The organism is Aquimarina aggregata, from assembly GCF_001632745.1.
Classification (GTDB): Bacteria; Bacteroidota; Bacteroidia; order Flavobacteriales; family Flavobacteriaceae; genus Aquimarina; species Aquimarina aggregata.
Genome location: NZ_LQRT01000060.1, coordinates 63,994 through 81,145, shown reverse-complemented (window position 1 = coordinate 81,145; position 17,152 = coordinate 63,994). Strand labels below are relative to the sequence as shown.

The window sequence follows — 17,152 nt, the reverse complement described above, 5'->3', positions numbered from 1 at the left end:
ACTTAAAACCTTACATAATGAAAAAAATAATTTTCACTATAAGCTTTCTTGCTTTTATTTTTGCAAGTAACGCTCAGATTACAGAGCTACCAAATGGCAATGTAGGTATTGCAACTCCAACTCCTTCTGCATTATTAGAGATTAGACAAAAAGAAGATCCAAATACCGATAGAGCACTATTAATTACAGAACCTAATAATAGTCAAAAGATTTACTTACATCTTGCTGATAACGCCTCTGGAGAATATGGTTATTTTCATCTGGGAGGAAATACAAATCTTAGAGGTAATGGGGTACATTCTTCTTTTGATGGTGCATTAGGAATAGGAACTCCAAATCCTGGTGCCTTATTAGAAATTAAACAAAAAGAAGATCCAAACACCGATAGAGGGTTATTAATTTCTGAACCCAATAATAGTCAAAAAATATTTTTACACCTCGCCGATAACGCCTCTGGAGAATATGGGTATTTTCATTTAGGAGGAAATACAAATCTTAGAGGTAATGGAGTACATTCTTCTTTTGATGGTGCAGTGGGAATTGGTGTTACAAATCCAGGTGCTTGGAAGTTAGCTGTAAATGGAAAAATAAGAGCTAAAGAAATTAGTGTTGAAACGGGATGGGCGGATTTCGTGTTTGATAAAGACTATGATTTACCAACATTAAAGGAAGTAGAAAATCATATCAAAAAAAATGGACATCTAAAAGATATCCCAAGCGCAAAAGAAGTTGCAAAAAACGGTATTTTCCTTGGTGAAATGAACACTAAATTACTTCAAAAAATAGAAGAACTCACTTTATACACAATCCAACAACAAAAAGAAATTAGTAACCAACAAAAAAATATCCAAGATCAAGAACAAGAAATTATCCACCTTAAAAATCAAAATGAAGAACTAAAATCGTTATCTCAACGGCTAAATAAGGTAGAAAAACTTCTGAAAATCAACAATTAGAAGGTATAGTACACAAACAACTTTAAACCTTACATAATGAAAAACACGCTATTCGCATTTCTAGCATTAGCAATCTCAGTTGGAGCTTATGCACAGAAAAAAGTCAAATTAGAAGACAATAGTAATGCTTCAAATTTCTATTTTAATAATGGTATGGTAGGCATAGGTATTTCAACTCCTAAGGCCAAATTAGATGTTAAAGGCTATACTAAACTTGTAAACCCTAGCGGTAGAAGCCTAATTGTAGAAAAAGATGATGATGATTCATGGCTAACATTTCACGATCCAGGACAATATTGGTATTCTGAAGGTATCGATAGATCAAATGCCGGTGCCTTTAATATAAACTTTGGAGGTACATTAAACAGTTCTCAATTTGTAATGTACCAAAATGGAAACGTTGGTATAGGGACTTCTAATCCTGGAACTTGGAAACTAGCCGTAAACGGAAAAGTTAGAGCCAAAGAAGTACAAGTAGAAACAGGCTGGGCAGATTTTGTTTTTGAAGCTGATTATGTACTTCCAACATTATCTGAAGTTGAAAATCATATCAAAGAAAAAGGACATTTAAAAGATATCCCTAGTGCAGAAGAAGTTGAAAAAAATGGAATTTCTCTTGGTAAAATAAATGCCAAACTTCTTCAGAAAATAGAAGAACTCACCCTCTATACTATTCAACAGCAAAAGGAAATCCAAAATCTAAAAAATAAAAATGAAAAGTTAGAATCACTATCTAAGAGACTAAATGATATCGAACAACTTCTAAAAACCAATAAATAGAAGTGTTAAATACACTATACAACTTAAAACCTTTTAAAATGAAAAAAATAATTTTCACTCTAGCACTAGTAATAGGATGCAATTTTTTGATGAAAGCTCAAATTAATAGTGATGGCAGTCTACTTCTTAAAAGTAATAAGGATGCCATAGCTACTTTTCAGACCTTAGACGATAAATGGTTATATACCAGTTGGAAAAATAAAGCCGGCGTTCGAAAAGCTTATATGGGCCTTAATGCTAACCTTAGTAATTTTATACTGGGTTTAGAGAACGGAGCCAATAAATTTACTGTAAAAGGGGGTACAATTACCGTTCAAAGTAAATCAGACGGCATAGCAACATTTCAAACCTTAGATGATAAATGGTTATATACCAACTGGAAAGATAAGGCAGGTGTTCGAAAAGCTTATATGGGATTTAGCGCAAATCTCAAAAACTTTATTGTTGGTTTAGAAAATGGTGCAAACAAATTTACAATTCCAAATGGTAATGTAGGTATTGGAACACTTAATCCTGGAGCTTGGAAATTAGCTGTTAATGGAAAAATAAGAGCTAAAGAGGTGCAAGTAGAAACAGGATGGGCCGATTTCGTTTTTGACACTGATTATGCACTTCCAACATTACAAGAAGTTGAGAAACATATCAAGGAAAAAGGACACTTAAAAGATATTCCTAGTGCAGAAGAAGTTGCAGAAAATGGAATTTTTCTCGGTGAAATAAATGCTAAACTTCTTCAAAAAATAGAAGAACTTACCTTGTATATCATTGAACAAAATAAGCGAATCACCGCTTTAGAAGCTGAACGTAAAAATTAAAAAAACGAATCATGACTTCTAAACAAAAACCTCAAGTAAAAACTATAAAAACAAAAACAATGAAAAATATATCATCCAAAATATTTTCACTAATACTATTGTTCTGTACTATTGGCATTTATAGCCAACAGCAATTAGATAATTACTACTACTACAAGGGAGAAAAAGTATTTTTAAATATAAATACTAAAACTATTTCTGTTTCATTTGAGGGAGAAAGTTCAATAAACGCATTCTCTTCATTGCAAAGTAGCACAACTCAAATATCAGAAATTGTAGAGGATCATACCCGAACCTCTATGAATTCTATTGATAAAAGTGCTACCCAAAGAAGAAATATAAAAACGTATTATATGGAAATCTCAACAGACAAAAATCTGTCGCGTAAAGCATATCTCGATCGAATAGAATCCTATAAAAAGCAACGTAATATTTTGATCATTTCTCCAACCTATACAACCAAAGAAGGAGGAGATCTAGGGCTTTCAAATAATTTTTATGTAAAACTTAAGGATCAAAAAGATGTAGATATTTTATATAAAAAAGCAAAAGAAATGAATGTTGAGGTATTAGGACATGATAAATACATGCCACTTTGGTTCACATTATCAATAGTTTCTCCACAGAAATACAATGCACTAAACTTGGCAAACATTTTTCATGAAACAGGCTTGTTCGAGATTGCTGAACCAGCATTTATGTATCATGATTTACAAACGTCGAATGATACTTTTTTTAATAATCAATGGTCATTAAAAAATACTGGTCAAAACGGTGGGACTGTCGGTATGGATATTAATGCTGAGCAAGCATGGGCAATTACTACTGGGTCTCCAAGTATCAAAACAGCAGTTTATGATCACGGTTTAGAAATGAATCATCCAGATTTACAAGCAAATATTTACGGTACTGGTTTTGACAGTACAAACGGATCTTCTCCTTCTATAGTGCGTGGTAATCACGGGACAGCTTGTGGTGGAATTGTAGGTGCTGTACAAGGTAATAATTTAGGGATTTCTGGTGTTGCGCCAAGTTCAAAATTAATGTCTATTAGTATTCGACTTCTATTTTCTGACACTCCTGCACAATTGGCGAGTGGTTTCAACTGGGCGGCAACTAATGGCGCTGATGTAATTAGTAATTCATGGGGAGGTTATGCTCCTTCTGGTATTATAGATAATGCAATTAACAATGCTCTAGCTAATGGTAGAGGAGGAAAAGGTTGTGTAATTGTATTTGCTGCAGGAAATGAAAACAACACTAATATTCGTTACCCAGGAAATAGTAATCCTGACATATTAGTTGTTGGTGCTATGAGTCCTTGTGGAGAACGTAAAAGCCCTAGTTCTTGTGATGGCGAAACTTTTTGGGGTAGTTGCTTCGGAACAGAACTTGACATTGTAGCTCCGGGTGTTAAAATGCCAACTACCGATAGACAAGGATCAAATGGATATACTGGTACAGATTATACCCAAACCTTTAATGGTACATCATCTGCTTGTCCTGTCGTTGCAGGTGTAGCTTCGTTAGTTTTAAGTGTAAATCCAGACTTAACATTTCAAGAAGTAAATGACATTATAGAGCAATCTGCACAAAAGGTTAGAACTGATTTATATACATATTCAAATACAAGTGGGCGTTCTAATGGGACATGGAATAACCAACTGGGTTATGGTCTTGTTGATGCCCATCAAGCCGTATTATTGGCACAAGCTGGTAATTGCCAGGATAACGTTATTGTTAACCAAAATGTAAATTCTGGTCAAACCGATATCCAAAAAGCTACAACAAGTGTTACTGCTACGAATACAATTTTTTCAGGAGGAACAGCAACATATACTGCTGGAACGCGTGTTCGATTAAACCCTGGGTTTAGCGCAAAATCTGGATCATCGTTTAAAGCTTTTATAGAAAATTGCTCACAAAGTAGTAGAGAAGAGTTATCAAAACCAAAGGTAATGATTACTTATGAAGAAGTTGAAATAGAAACAGAAAGTGTTTCTTTACAAAAAGAAGAAGTTCTTAAAGCTTTTCCTAACCCAACTAAAGACAGACTTACAATAACAAGCGATGAACAAATGACCAATTGGGAATTAAGAAATCATATGGGGAATTTAGTTAAACAATCAAAAACTAAACGTTTCCAGAAAGATGAGCTTAATATAAACCAATTACCAACGGGCCTTTATATCTTAAGAGTAACTCTAAACAATGGCGAAACTATTTTTAAGAATATTCTTAAAAACTAGATCCACTATCTAATTTTAATAAATCCCGATTAAAACAATGTTTTAATCGGGATTTTACTTTTTTAGTAACCTGTGTAACAAATACTTCTCTTTACAGTCTTATTTTTATCCGTATCTTTTGTAAACTATGAGGCAACGTTGTCGACTTAAATAACGTCTATGGATATATAAACTTATTTCAGACAATAAATTAAAATCTATGAATATTAAACTGGCTTGCATTATCACGATCATATTTTCGTTTTTTACAGTGCTTGTAACTGCACAGACCATTACTTCAAAAATAGTAGACAAAAAAACTAACAAGCCTATCCCCTATGCTACTATTCAAATAGCCGAAAATCAAGGAATCATTACAAATGAAGAAGGTCGATTTAGTGTTACACTAAAAAAAACAACGCCGCCAATAGATTCTATTTATATATCGTCGATGGGATATGAAAAATTAAGTCTTGCTACTCAGAATCCTATTGATACCATTATCTATATCCAACCAAAAGCTATAGAATTAAAAAGTGTTTTTGTATCTAATAAAAAATTAACTATTGATGAGATCATCGATAATGTTGAAGATAGACTAGAGCAAAATTATCATTTTGACATCACCCAAAAACGATTGTTTTTTAGAGAGTCAGAATTTAATACCATGAACAAATTAGATATTGAATTTAAAAAATCAACTATCGAAGAGCTTAACAAAGAGTTTATCGATAGTATTGCTAAAATCATACCTCGAAAATCTGAATATTATACAGAAACCTTATGTGATTATTACGGAGGTCCTGAGAAACGAAAAATTAATATCATCAAAGCTGCTGAGTTGTATGATAAAAACAACTCAGGTTCTATGGAGGCCCTATCAGAAAAACTAGAAAGAATATTTAAAGAAAATGTAAAACCAGATTCTTATCTCAAAATTAAATCTGGGATTTTTGGAACCAAAGTACAAGTGGATTCTATATTAGAAAACAGTGAGGAAGCTAGTGCTGCTAAAGACGAAATTAATGACAAAAAAGAAGATAAAAGCAAGTTCCTAAAATATCGAAGATCAGCCATAAAAGGACTTTTTAAAAATATGTTTTTTCAAGACGACCCTACCTTAAATTTTATTCGAAAATCAGGGCGTTACGAATTCAAACTAGTAGACTACACCTATATGGATGATAGTAGTGTATATATTATAAGTTTTGAACCTAAACGAAAAGAGGATTTCAAAGGGACTCTTTATGTAAACACTGAGAATTTTGCAGTCATGAGAGTTGATTATGAAAATGTAAAACTATTGCGAAACTTTAAACTATTAGGGCTTAGTTACAAAGAGAATATCTATAAAGGAACTACTATCTTTACCAAAGGCCCTGATAATAAGTATACCGTAAAATACTTAGAAAAGATAAAAGGTAATATTTTTGGAGTCGATAGACCTTTAAAGGTTATTGAAAAAAACAAACATGTAAAAGGAAAGCGTAAACAAAATGAACTCGCTTTAGAAATTGACGCGGGGGTTGGTAATGTAAGTAAATATGAAATAGTTGTTTTTGATGCTAAAACATTAACAGAAGACGATTATAATAACAGTAAAGAAAATACATCTATAAAACCTGAATATCTATCCAAATACGATCCGCAATTTTGGAAAGGATACAATATTATAGAACCAAATGCGGCAATTCGACAATTTACAGTTGCACCTGAAACCGAATAGTATAAAATAATCTCATCCCAGATAGATTGGGATGAGATTATAATTTTTTTATATTCTGTTTTTTATTGAATACTTCCATCTAAAAGGTTAATAACTCTTGAACCATATGCCGCATTCTTTTCTGAATGTGTTACTTGTATTATGGTCACTCCTTCATTATTTAACTCCTTAAAAATCTCCATGATTTCCTCTCCTTGTTTAGAATTTAAATTTCCTGTAGGTTCATCTGCAAGAATTAATTTAGGATTTGCTATCAATGCTCGTGCAATACCAACCAATTGTTGTTGTCCCCCACTTAACTGACTTGGAAACAAATCTTTTTTACCAACAATATTAAAACGATCCAGCATATCAGCAACCAGAGCTCTTCGTTCTGAACTACTTTGTTTTTTATATAATAATGGCATTTCTAAATTCTCTCTTACCGTAAGTTCATCTATAAGATGATAGGATTGAAAAACAAATCCGATATATTGTTTGTACAAATTTGCTCTGTGTTTTTCTTTTAATTTATGTACAGATTCATCAAGAAAAGTATATTCTCCTTCATTAAAATCATCTAACATTCCTATGACATTAAGCAAGGTCGATTTACCCGATCCAGATGGTCCCATAATAGAGATAAAATCGCCATCGTGTACCCAGAAATTAATATCTTTTAATAAATATATTTTCTGTCCTCCTGATTGAACCCATTTCGATATGTTATTAAGTTGTAAAAGCATACTTTATTTTTTTAGTGCCTAAATAAATAGACAAGTTGATATATTATGATTTAGTTTTTTCAATTTTATATATTTATTCTTCTCTTAATGCATTGATTGGATTTGAAAATGCAGCTTTTATAGATTGAAAACTACAGGTTACAAGTGCAATAAAAAGTGTCAAAACTCCACCCCCTAAAAACATCCAAATCGATATCGTTATGCGATATGTAAATCCTTCTAACCACAAATTCATCATGTAATATACAAATGGTACTGCCAGGACAAAGGCTAAGACTACGATTTGTATAAATTCTTTCGAGAAAAACGAAATAATCTGCGCAACATTGGCCCCCAAAACCTTTCTTAGACCTATCTCTTTCTTTTTACGAGATATTATAAAAGACATTAACCCAAAAAGTCCGAGACAACCAATACTAATTGCCAATATAGAGAATAGTGTAAATCCTTTATAGATCATACCCTCTACAACGTACTCTTTTTCTATAGCATCATCCAGAAAATGATAATCATATACAGCATTAGGAAAGGTGTTTTTCCATGTTTTTTCTAAAGAAGCCAACGCTTCAGGATTTGGATCATTAATTTTAATAAAAGCTTGATTATGATAAAAGCTCCAATTTAGAAGAATACAAGGTGTGATTTCATATTGAAAAGAATTATTATGGTAATCTTTAACAACACCAACAATAGTGGCTTGCCCTTCATTAATTTCGATTTTTTTACCGATTGCTTCTGCTGGAGTCCAATTATATGATTTTACTAAAGTTTCATTAACAATAAACTCATCAAATGCTTCCTTATTAGTTGTAAAATTTCTACCGGCTATAAGTTTTAAATCATAAAATTTCAAATAGTTCGTACCTGCTACTTTCATTTCGGCATCTTTAGCTTCTTGAATATTTTGTTCAGGAAGACGAAAACTTGTTCCTAATTGAAAACCATTAACAGCCATTGGAGGACCGGAGCCATATGCCACATCTGTTATGCTAGTATTTTCTAAAAGTATATTCTTAAAAACATCTAGTTTACTATGATTCGGTACAGAAGTGGTGATCACTGCGCTTGAAGAAAATCCCTTGGGTTCATTTTTAAAATAATCCATTTGAAAAGCAACAATAATCGCCGCAATAACAAAAATTTGTACGATAATGAACTGAAATACAATCAAGGATCTACGAAAATTAAACGCTCCTGTTTTACGTATTCGAATTTTATTTTTTAACGCTTGTACAGGTTTAAAAGCAGAAAGAACAATAGCAGGGTAAATAGCTGCTAAAAGAATTGTAAAAGTACCTATGGCTATAATTATACCTATATCTTTTATGCCAAATTCTAGTTTTAAATTGATAATTGATAAATGCGAATTAAGTTGATGAATTAAAACATGTACAATAAGTATTGATGAAATGAGTGTTATTATAATCATCATTCCGTTTTCAATCAAAAATTGTATCACAATATCTAATCGTTTACTTCCTAAAGCTTTTCGGATCCCGACTTCTTTTGATCTTGATACAGATTGAGCGGTTATTAAATTTACAAAGTTTACAATAGCAATTATCAAAATAAATAATGCCACTAACAAAGCTGTATATAAAATATGAGTGGGAATTATGTATCCTCTTGGACTACTGCCATAAAGGGTTTCATTATGAATCTCTTGTAAGGGTTGTAATGCATACGAAATACGAGCATCATCTTCTGGTTTTAGGTATTTCTTTTTCCAAGTTGTTATTTTAGACTCAAGAAGTTTACGCTGATCTTTATTTTGTAGCACAACAAAAGTAGTCCCTTGGTAGTTTCCAGACCAATTATTAGCAAAGAAGGTGTTATTTACCTTAAAAAACTCGTAGGGAATTAGTAGTGAATATCGCTGATTAGAGTTTGGGGGTGGATCTTTAACTACTCCGGTAATTTTAAGAGGATCTTTACCTTGTAAAAGAATTGTTTTACCCATAATGGATTGCAAATTGTCCTGATCCTTAGGAAAATATTTCTCTACTAAAGTTTGAGTAAGAACTATAGAATTTAAGTCGTTAAGAGCTGTATCTGGGTTACCAGCTAACCATTTAGTATCGAATGTTCGTAAATAATATGCATCAGCAAATAACACCTCTGATTCTTCAAAACGACTTACATCTCTTTCTTGATCTTGAATACTAAATTCACGACTCATAGGTCCCGCAGTCTGAGTAACCATATCGATATCGGGAAAATCATTCCTTAATGCTTCAGCCAAAGGATATGCTGTAGTATTCCAGTACAAAGTTTGATCTGGCAATTTATTATGTTGCACTACCCTATAGGTTCGAGAGGCATTCGTATGATAATCGTCAAAACTAGACTCATAGGTTACAAAAATCAAAATCAAAATGCAGGCACTAATTCCGATAGAAAGTCCGATACTATTAATTATAGTACTCACTTTGTTCTTAAGAAGATTTCTCCAGGCAATTTTAATATAATTTTTAAACATAACTTTTCTTTTTATTCTGTTCTCAAATTGATTATAGGGTTTGACGAAGCTGCTTTAATTGTCTGAAATCCTACCGTTAAAAAGGTAATAACTACTGCGCTAATTGCTGCTAAAACAAATACCCAAATATCTATTGGGGTTCTATAGGCAAATCCCTTAAGCCACTCGTCTACTAAAACATATGCTAATGGCGCAGCCAAAAGAATAGAAACACATATCAATTTGGCAAATTCTGACGAAAATAATACTGCCAATTCTGATACTTTAGCACCTAATACTTTTCGTATACTTAATTCTTTTACGCGTTGCTCAGCAGTAAAAGCAGCAAGACCAAAAAGTCCAAGACAAGCAATAATGAGTGCCATAAGCGTAAATATATTGAGCACAATACTCATACGTTTTTCTGATTGAAAAGTGTTCTCAAATTCTTGATCCATAAAACTATACTCAAAAGGGATCGATGAATCGATTTGTGCCATATCATCCTGGACATTTGCAACCAAGGCTTCTAGATCACCTGTATTTTGTATCACTTCTGGATTAAGCCTCATAGAATAGAAGGATAATCCAGCACCATAGTCCCAAACTTTATCATTTTGATGATGAATAATAACTAGTGGTCCTATCTCCTGACGTACACTATTAAAGTTAAAATCTTTGACCACACCCATAACTTCAAATTCATCCTCACCTCCTGATGCAAGTGCTACTATTTTGCCAACCGGTGAATCTGTAGTGTATGTGTTTTGAGAGCCCCAGCCTAAGGTCTTAACTGCTTCTTCATTTAAAATCACTTTATATTTATCATTAGGTCGAGACGAATCAAAATTTCTACCTGCTAAAAATTCTACTCCTAATACCTCTAGATAATCCTCTTCTGTTCTTACATTTCTAAGTTGAACCACATCATTTTGAGAACCTTTTGCTTTATATCGGTCTCCTGACCAAATATTAGGAGGTAGCCCAAAAGATTTACCTACATTTAAAAATGCCGGATTTTCTTCTAACTTTTTCTTAAGAACCTCTGTATCAAAACCTATTTGTTCAATATTATGAATTTGAAGTATATTATCTTTCTTAAAACCTATATCAAGTGAAGAAGTGTATGATAACTGTTTTTGAACAAAAAAAGTACATATGACTAATGCAATAGATATCGTAAATTGAAAAATCACTAGTCCATTTCTAATTCCTTTTCCTCTAAACTTTGTACTTATCTTTCCCTTTAAGGTTTCTACAGGCTCAAACATCGATAGATAAAAAGCAGGATAACTTCCTGATAATAAACCTAGTCCCAATACAAATACTAATACTATCCCTAAAAACACTGGATTTATCAAATAAGGAATCAATTCTAATTCTACTTCGGCAATTGAGTTAAATATCTTTAAAGTAGATTGAACCAATAACAAGGCTATAATAGTACCTGTCAAAACAAAAAGTGTTGATTCTAAAACAAACTGTTTTATAAGCGCCTTTCGTTTCGATCCTAAGACCTTTCTTACCCCTATTTCTTTTGCTCTTTTAGACGATCTAGCTGTAGAAAGATTCATAAAATTAATACTGGATAATAAGAGTACTAAAATTCCGATAGCGCCAAATATGTTTACAAACATAGGATTACCACTAGGCCCAAATGCATTAAAAGCAGGAGAGTCAGAAAGGTATATTTCTTTAAGTGGTTGAAGATCTAATATCCAGGCATGTCCCGCGGTGAACTCTTCAAAGGTCTGGTTAAAGATTTTTTCTGTTGTTGGAGGTGCCCATTTTGGTGGTATTTTCTGAAGCTTATCTGTAAACGCCTGCATATCTGTTCCTTCTTGTACTAAACCATAGGTAGTAAAAGCTGTCCAAATCCATTTCCACCCATGAGCGTCCATCATTTCAGAATAGCTTTTTAAAGATACAATCATATCAAACTGAAGGTGTGATTTATAAGGCACCTCAGCTATTATTCCACTTACCGTATACGTATCCCAAGTACCGTCATGACTCTTAACTTCGACTGTTTTACCAATGGGGTCTTCATTTCTAAAATATCGTTTTGCAGTCTTAGTTGTCATCACCATGGTCATAGGTTCACTAAGTGCTGTTTTCGGATTTCCTTGTGAAAAATTAAAAGAAAACACGTCAAAGATATTCTCTTCTGCTGCAAAATAGCGTTCCTCATTATATAAGGCAACATCTCCATTATGGTTTGCTCGAATTGTCTGTGTACCTGTGCTAAAAAGCCTAGTGACTTCTTCAAACTCTGGTGCGTCTGATCGCAATGCGGTTGCTACGTTAGGTCCTGTACTAGAAACCATCTCATCCCAATCCCCCCAAATATTTGGTTGATTTACTCTATAAATGCGATCTGCATTTTCATGAAACGTGTCATATGTGATTTCGTTATGTACATACAAACCAATAATAAAACACGTACAAATACCTATACTAAGTCCAAGAATATTTAGGACGGTAAATTGTTTTTGTCGGATTGCATTTCTCCAGGCGATTTTGATATAATTCTTAAACATGATTATCGTTTTTTGATATTAAAAACCCTTTTATTCTTCTTTTAACCCGTCTACAGGGTTTTTATTTGCCGCACTTATGGCCTGTGAACCCACGGTAAGCAATGCAACTAAGAGAGATATACAACCAGCACCAATAAAATACCATAATTTTAGGGGTACTTTATAAGCGAATTCAGAAAGCCAATTACTTGCCAATAGATATGCTATGGGAATAGCTATACCAGTAGCGATCAAAACTAATTTTGTAAACTCTCCTGATAACATTACAGTAACTTGAGATGCACTCTGCCCCAATACTTTTCTAATACTTATTTCTTTACGTCTTCGTTCTGCGGTATACATTGCCAAACCAAATAGACCTAAGCAAGAGATCAAAATTGCTAAACCAGCAAAATATTTAGAAAGAGAGGCTACTTGCTGTTCTGCTGCATATTGTTTCTGGAAATCAGCATCTAAAAAACTATATTCAAATACATAACCAGGGTTAAATTTTGCGTATAGATTTGTTAGTTTACTAAGCGTTTCTTTTTCTGTTCCGTTAGCGATTCGAACCACGAATTCTAGACTACGCCTATTATCATGTAACCTAAAAAACATAGGTCGAACAAGTTCTCGAAATGATTGAAAATGAAAATCTTTTAGGACGCCTATAATCGTATAATACGTCGATCCGTAACGTACTGTTTTGCCAATCGGATCATCTATACTCATCATTTTTATAGCAGTTTCATTAAAAACTATTGCAGCACTGTCGGCTGGAAAATCTCTAGAAAAAGATCTTCCCTCTTTTAGTTTCATATCCATAGTCTCAATAAAATCATGCCCTATTCGAAGTTCTTTAAAACGGGATTGACGTTCTTCTTCATTACCTGTCCAAACCAGTCCTCCTGTTGTATTAATATTAGTGCCAATAATATTTTGACTCGTCATAGCGGCATTTACCACATTTGGGATTGCATTCAATTCTTTTAAAAAGGTTTCTGCATTTTGCCTTAATTTTCCTTCTTGTTTAAAGTAAACGACATTGTCCTTATCCATTCCTAAATTTTTGGATTGGACATAGTTAACCTGTTGAGAAACTAACAAAACAGCAATAATTAAAATAATTGATAATGAGAACTGAAATACAACTAAGCCTTTTCTAACCCAAATTTCTTCCCATGAATTTTTTAGTCGCCCTCTTAAAATCGATACAGGCTTAAAACCAGAAAGATGTAATGCCGGATAGCTTCCTGCCAAAATTCCTGTAAAAAAGGCAATAAGGAATATTAAACCAATAGTTAATGGATCAAAATTTAGGGATAGTGATTTGCCTGTTATGATATTAAACTGCGGAATAAAAAGGACAACCACTAAAAATGCCAATACTAAAGAAACAAATGCCGTCATTATCGATTCTGCAAAATATTGAGTAATCAGTGTGATTCTTTTAGATCCAAGAGCTTTTTTTACTCCTATTTCTTTTAAACGCCTTGATGCATTTGCAGTAGAAAGATTCATAAAGTTGATACAAGCAATGATTAAAATAAACAGTGCAATACAAGAAAATAGATAAACATAATTCATACGTCCTGAGGTCTGTTTTCCGTTCTCAAAATTACCATACAAATAGTTAGATGAATATTTTGTCATTATAAGATCTGCTGTAACATCCTTGTCTTGTAACTTAGAAAAAGCTTCTATTTTAGTCGCGAATTCTTGTATATTGGTTCCTTCATTTAAGACAATATAGGTTATCGGATTATTGTTGACCCAATCATTTTTACCTCCATTAAACAATACGCCTTTTTTATACGTTTCTAAGGGTAATATAAAATCGAATTGAGTTGTAGAATTAGACGGGAAATCTTGAAAAACACCGCTTACTTGATGTTTTTCTAACATACCCATTGCTTCCCACTCTATTACTTTTCCTACCACATTATTTACAGAACCAAAAAGTCTATTTGCTAATGATTGAGATATCACAATCGAATTAGTACCTGTTAGTACTTGATCTTTATCTCCTTTTATCAAGGGATACGAAAACACATTAAAATAATTTGTGCTAGCAAATACACCATCTGTCTTTATAATTTTACTATCTACATGAAGTGGTACATTTGCAAATTGCTCTGGTACGGTTTGAGCTACGGCATATTTTATCTCGGGCAATTTATCTGCCATTGTTTCTGCCAGAATAGTTGGTGTCCAATTAAGCACTCTAGGTCCTTCTTTGCTTTCAAACTTATTCCATACCTGATATAAGTATTCATCATTTTCATGAAACTTGTCAACTTTAACTTCATCTAATACCCAAAGAGCTATTAATAACACACAAGCAAGTCCTGAAGACAAGCCTATAACATTAATCATAAAAGTAGTCTTATACCGCTTTATCGTTCTAAGAAATAGTTTTACATTGTGCTTAAACATAACTGTTTGGTTTTGATTTGATTGATATTAAAATTTATTCGTTTCTTAACGCCTCAACTGGATTTCTATTGGCTGCTATAAAACTCTGCCAGCTTACTGTTAATAACGCAATGCCTAACGCTCCAAACCCTGCAATAAGGTATATCCAGATTCCTAAGTTTGTTTGATATGCAAAATTCTCTAGCCATTTATTCAATGCATACCATGCAATAGGACAAGCAATCACATATGCAACCACTACCCATTTGATAAAATCTATATTAAGCATCACTAAAATCTGATTGATTTTAGCTCCGTTTACTTTTCGAATTCCAATTTCTTTAATTCTCTTTTTTGTATTAAACAAGGCTACCCCTAATAGGCCTATACATGAAATAAGAAGGGCTAAAACAGTAGCGTAACTTAAAATCTGATTAAACTTTTGATCTTGGAGATATTGAGCTTCAAATGCAGCATTAGAAAAATTAAAAATAAATTCTTCTTTAGGGTATAGGTTATTCCAAATCCGCGACACTTGATCCATTGTTTCTCCTATTGCATTCGAATTCAATTGAAATGAATAATACCCTACAGAATGATCCCAGTTTATATTTTGGGCATAAATTGTTGGAGTTACAGGATTATGTAAAGAGACATGATGGTAATCCTCGACTATGCCACGTATCTGATAATTTTTCTTTCCTATACTAATATACTTTCCTATAGCATCACTAGCTTTAGTGATATTCATTTTAGAAAGTGCCGTCTCATTAATTAATACCTCATCAGAATTCCAGTCATTTTGCGATGCAAAGTTCATACCTGCTATTAATGAAATATCATATGTTTTTAGAAACTGGTTATCAATACTAATCTGGTTAAACGTTACAGGATAAGGCCTGGGTTCTCCTAGTTCTGTTACTTGATTATTTAAACGATTAATCGACTTACCTGGAATAGATGAGCTTACCGAAAATGAAGTGATACCACTCAAGGCCGAAACTTCATTTCTAAATGTTGTTAATTTACTAGACAGCTCTGGATGTTGATTCATGGTCATAGGCGTAAAACTGTACAGCGTTTGTTTGCCGTTAAAACCTAATTCTTTATCCATCATATATTGCATTTGCGTATAAATTCCTGTAGTACAAATTATCAATACTATCGTCACAGAGAATTGCAATGTGACCATTACCTTTTGGCTTGTCCATTTTTGTTGAAGCTTTTGCTTTCCTCCTTTTATTACAGAAAAAGCTTTGTTTTTTACAACAGATAAAAATGGAACGATCGAAGCAAGTGCCGTTATTGATACCACAATTACACTAAGTATCAAATAAGTAAAAGAAGATATGCCGTTAATCGAAAGTTGCGAATCAACTAGATAATATGCTATGGTTATCGCTACTGCAAGAGCAACAATATTAAATACTACACTCTCAATACATAATAAACGAAGTACCTGTATATATCGAGAACCATTAAGTATTCTTATCGAATAATTCTTTGCATTCTCTATTGTTGAAATCGTATTTAGATTAACAAAATTAATCAAGCAAACTAGTAGTACAACAATAATGATCATCGAGAGAAAAAGTACTTGTCTTTGATCCCCATTTACTGATAATTCATGATCAAGTTTAGATTTTAGATGAATATTTGCTAAAGGCTGAAAGATAAAATTCATCTCGGCCGTTTTCAAATTTTCAGGAAGCGCTACCTTTTTAAGTGCATTTTTTAAGTTAGCCTCTATAGTGGTTATCGACGTATTATCATCTAACTTTATATAACAATAAGAACGATACTCTACAGGGGTTTGCCATCGTTGTGTCTCGTAAGGTGTTGCCTTTAGGTATTGATATGCAGGATTTTCTACTAAAACCTGATTTTTATTATCAAAATTTCGCATATAATAGAACAATGTTTTAAATGTTCCTATAACATCGATCTTCATATGACTATTACCCGGAATATCTTCAAAAACAGTATCGACTACAAATTTCCATCCTTCATTAACGGTAAGTTCTTTACCCAAAGGGTTTTTATTTCCGAATAACTTTTTTGCAAAAGATTGTGAAATCGCAACACCATGAATGTTTTCGAGTAATAAACCTGATTCTGAAGAAATGATGTTACGATCAAAAACAGAGAAAAAAGTAGGATCACTCCAAACAAAATCAACATTTTGTATTTTTTGTTTAGGGCCATTAAAAATAGTTACTACATCTCGACCAATATTACATTGCGTAAGAACGCCTTCAAATTCTTTAGCCAACAGTTCTGATGATCCGCCAAAATTCTTTGCAGATTTGACTTCTTTACCATTTTCATATTGTACATCAAGGCCAACTCTATAAATAGATTCAGAGTCTTTCCAAAACGTATCATAACTGGTTTCATGTTGTATTTTTTCGGCTAGAAAAATAAATATTGTGTATCCAACGATCAGTCCTATAATTTTGGTAGAAGTCATGAATTTCTTTTTCAATAAACTTCTAACAATAACTTTTAATTCATGTATATTCATAACCGT

General features: G+C 32.8%; 10 protein-coding genes. 5 read left to right on the top strand and 5 right to left on the bottom strand.

All coding sequences use genetic code 11. The features are described from left to right. The first annotated feature begins 17 nt into the window (after nucleotides 1-17). The 5 genes from AWE51_RS24995 to AWE51_RS24975 all read left to right on the top strand — a co-directional run bounded on the left by AWE51_RS24995 (nucleotide 18) and on the right by AWE51_RS24975 (nucleotide 6,505). The gene (locus tag AWE51_RS24995; RefSeq protein ID WP_066319884.1) at nucleotides 18-956 is read left to right on the top strand and encodes a hypothetical protein; all 939 of its coding nucleotides are present in this window, start codon (nucleotides 18-20) and stop codon (nucleotides 954-956) included. Nucleotides 957-992: 36 nt separating this feature from the next. Further along, nucleotides 993-1,736, top strand: a complete 744-nt coding sequence (locus AWE51_RS24990) for a hypothetical protein (RefSeq protein ID WP_066319881.1) — start codon at nucleotides 993-995, stop codon at nucleotides 1,734-1,736. Between the two features lie 38 nt (nucleotides 1,737-1,774). Next, nucleotides 1,775-2,551, top strand: a complete 777-nt coding sequence (locus AWE51_RS24985; RefSeq protein WP_066319879.1) for a hypothetical protein — start codon at nucleotides 1,775-1,777, stop codon at nucleotides 2,549-2,551. Nucleotides 2,552-2,610: 59 nt separating this feature from the next. Beyond that, the gene (locus tag AWE51_RS24980) at nucleotides 2,611-4,800 is read left to right on the top strand and encodes a S8 family serine peptidase (RefSeq protein WP_198403869.1); all 2,190 of its coding nucleotides are present in this window, start codon (nucleotides 2,611-2,613) and stop codon (nucleotides 4,798-4,800) included. A gap of 199 nt (nucleotides 4,801-4,999) precedes the next feature. Further along, on the top strand, nucleotides 5,000-6,505 hold the full coding sequence (locus tag AWE51_RS24975) for a carboxypeptidase-like regulatory domain-containing protein (RefSeq protein WP_066319877.1): 1,506 nt from the start codon (nucleotides 5,000-5,002) through the stop codon (nucleotides 6,503-6,505). 62 nt (nucleotides 6,506-6,567) lie between these two features. Here AWE51_RS24975 and AWE51_RS24970 read toward each other — a convergent pair whose 3' ends face one another. The 5 genes from AWE51_RS24970 to AWE51_RS24950 all read right to left on the bottom strand — a co-directional run bounded on the left by AWE51_RS24970 (nucleotide 6,568) and on the right by AWE51_RS24950 (nucleotide 17,146). Next, complete coding sequence (locus AWE51_RS24970) at nucleotides 6,568-7,230, bottom strand: ABC transporter ATP-binding protein (protein WP_066319875.1); 663 nt, start codon at nucleotides 7,228-7,230, stop codon at nucleotides 6,568-6,570. 73 nt (nucleotides 7,231-7,303) lie between these two features. Then, nucleotides 7,304-9,709 carry an ABC transporter permease gene (locus AWE51_RS24965; protein ID WP_066319873.1) on the bottom strand — a complete coding sequence of 802 codons (2,406 nt, stop codon included), beginning with the start codon at nucleotides 9,707-9,709 and terminating at the stop codon, nucleotides 7,304-7,306. Nucleotides 9,710-9,720: 11 nt separating this feature from the next. Then, nucleotides 9,721-12,228, bottom strand: coding sequence for an ABC transporter permease (locus AWE51_RS24960; RefSeq protein ID WP_066319871.1), 2,508 nt, complete (start codon nucleotides 12,226-12,228; stop codon nucleotides 9,721-9,723). 30 nt (nucleotides 12,229-12,258) lie between these two features. After that, on the bottom strand, nucleotides 12,259-14,643 hold the full coding sequence (locus AWE51_RS24955) for an ABC transporter permease (protein ID WP_066319869.1): 2,385 nt from the start codon (nucleotides 14,641-14,643) through the stop codon (nucleotides 12,259-12,261). Nucleotides 14,644-14,677: 34 nt separating this feature from the next. Continuing rightward, the gene (locus AWE51_RS24950) at nucleotides 14,678-17,146 is read right to left on the bottom strand and encodes an ABC transporter permease (protein WP_082832617.1); all 2,469 of its coding nucleotides are present in this window, start codon (nucleotides 17,144-17,146) and stop codon (nucleotides 14,678-14,680) included. Nucleotides 17,147-17,152 lie beyond the last annotated feature (6 nt).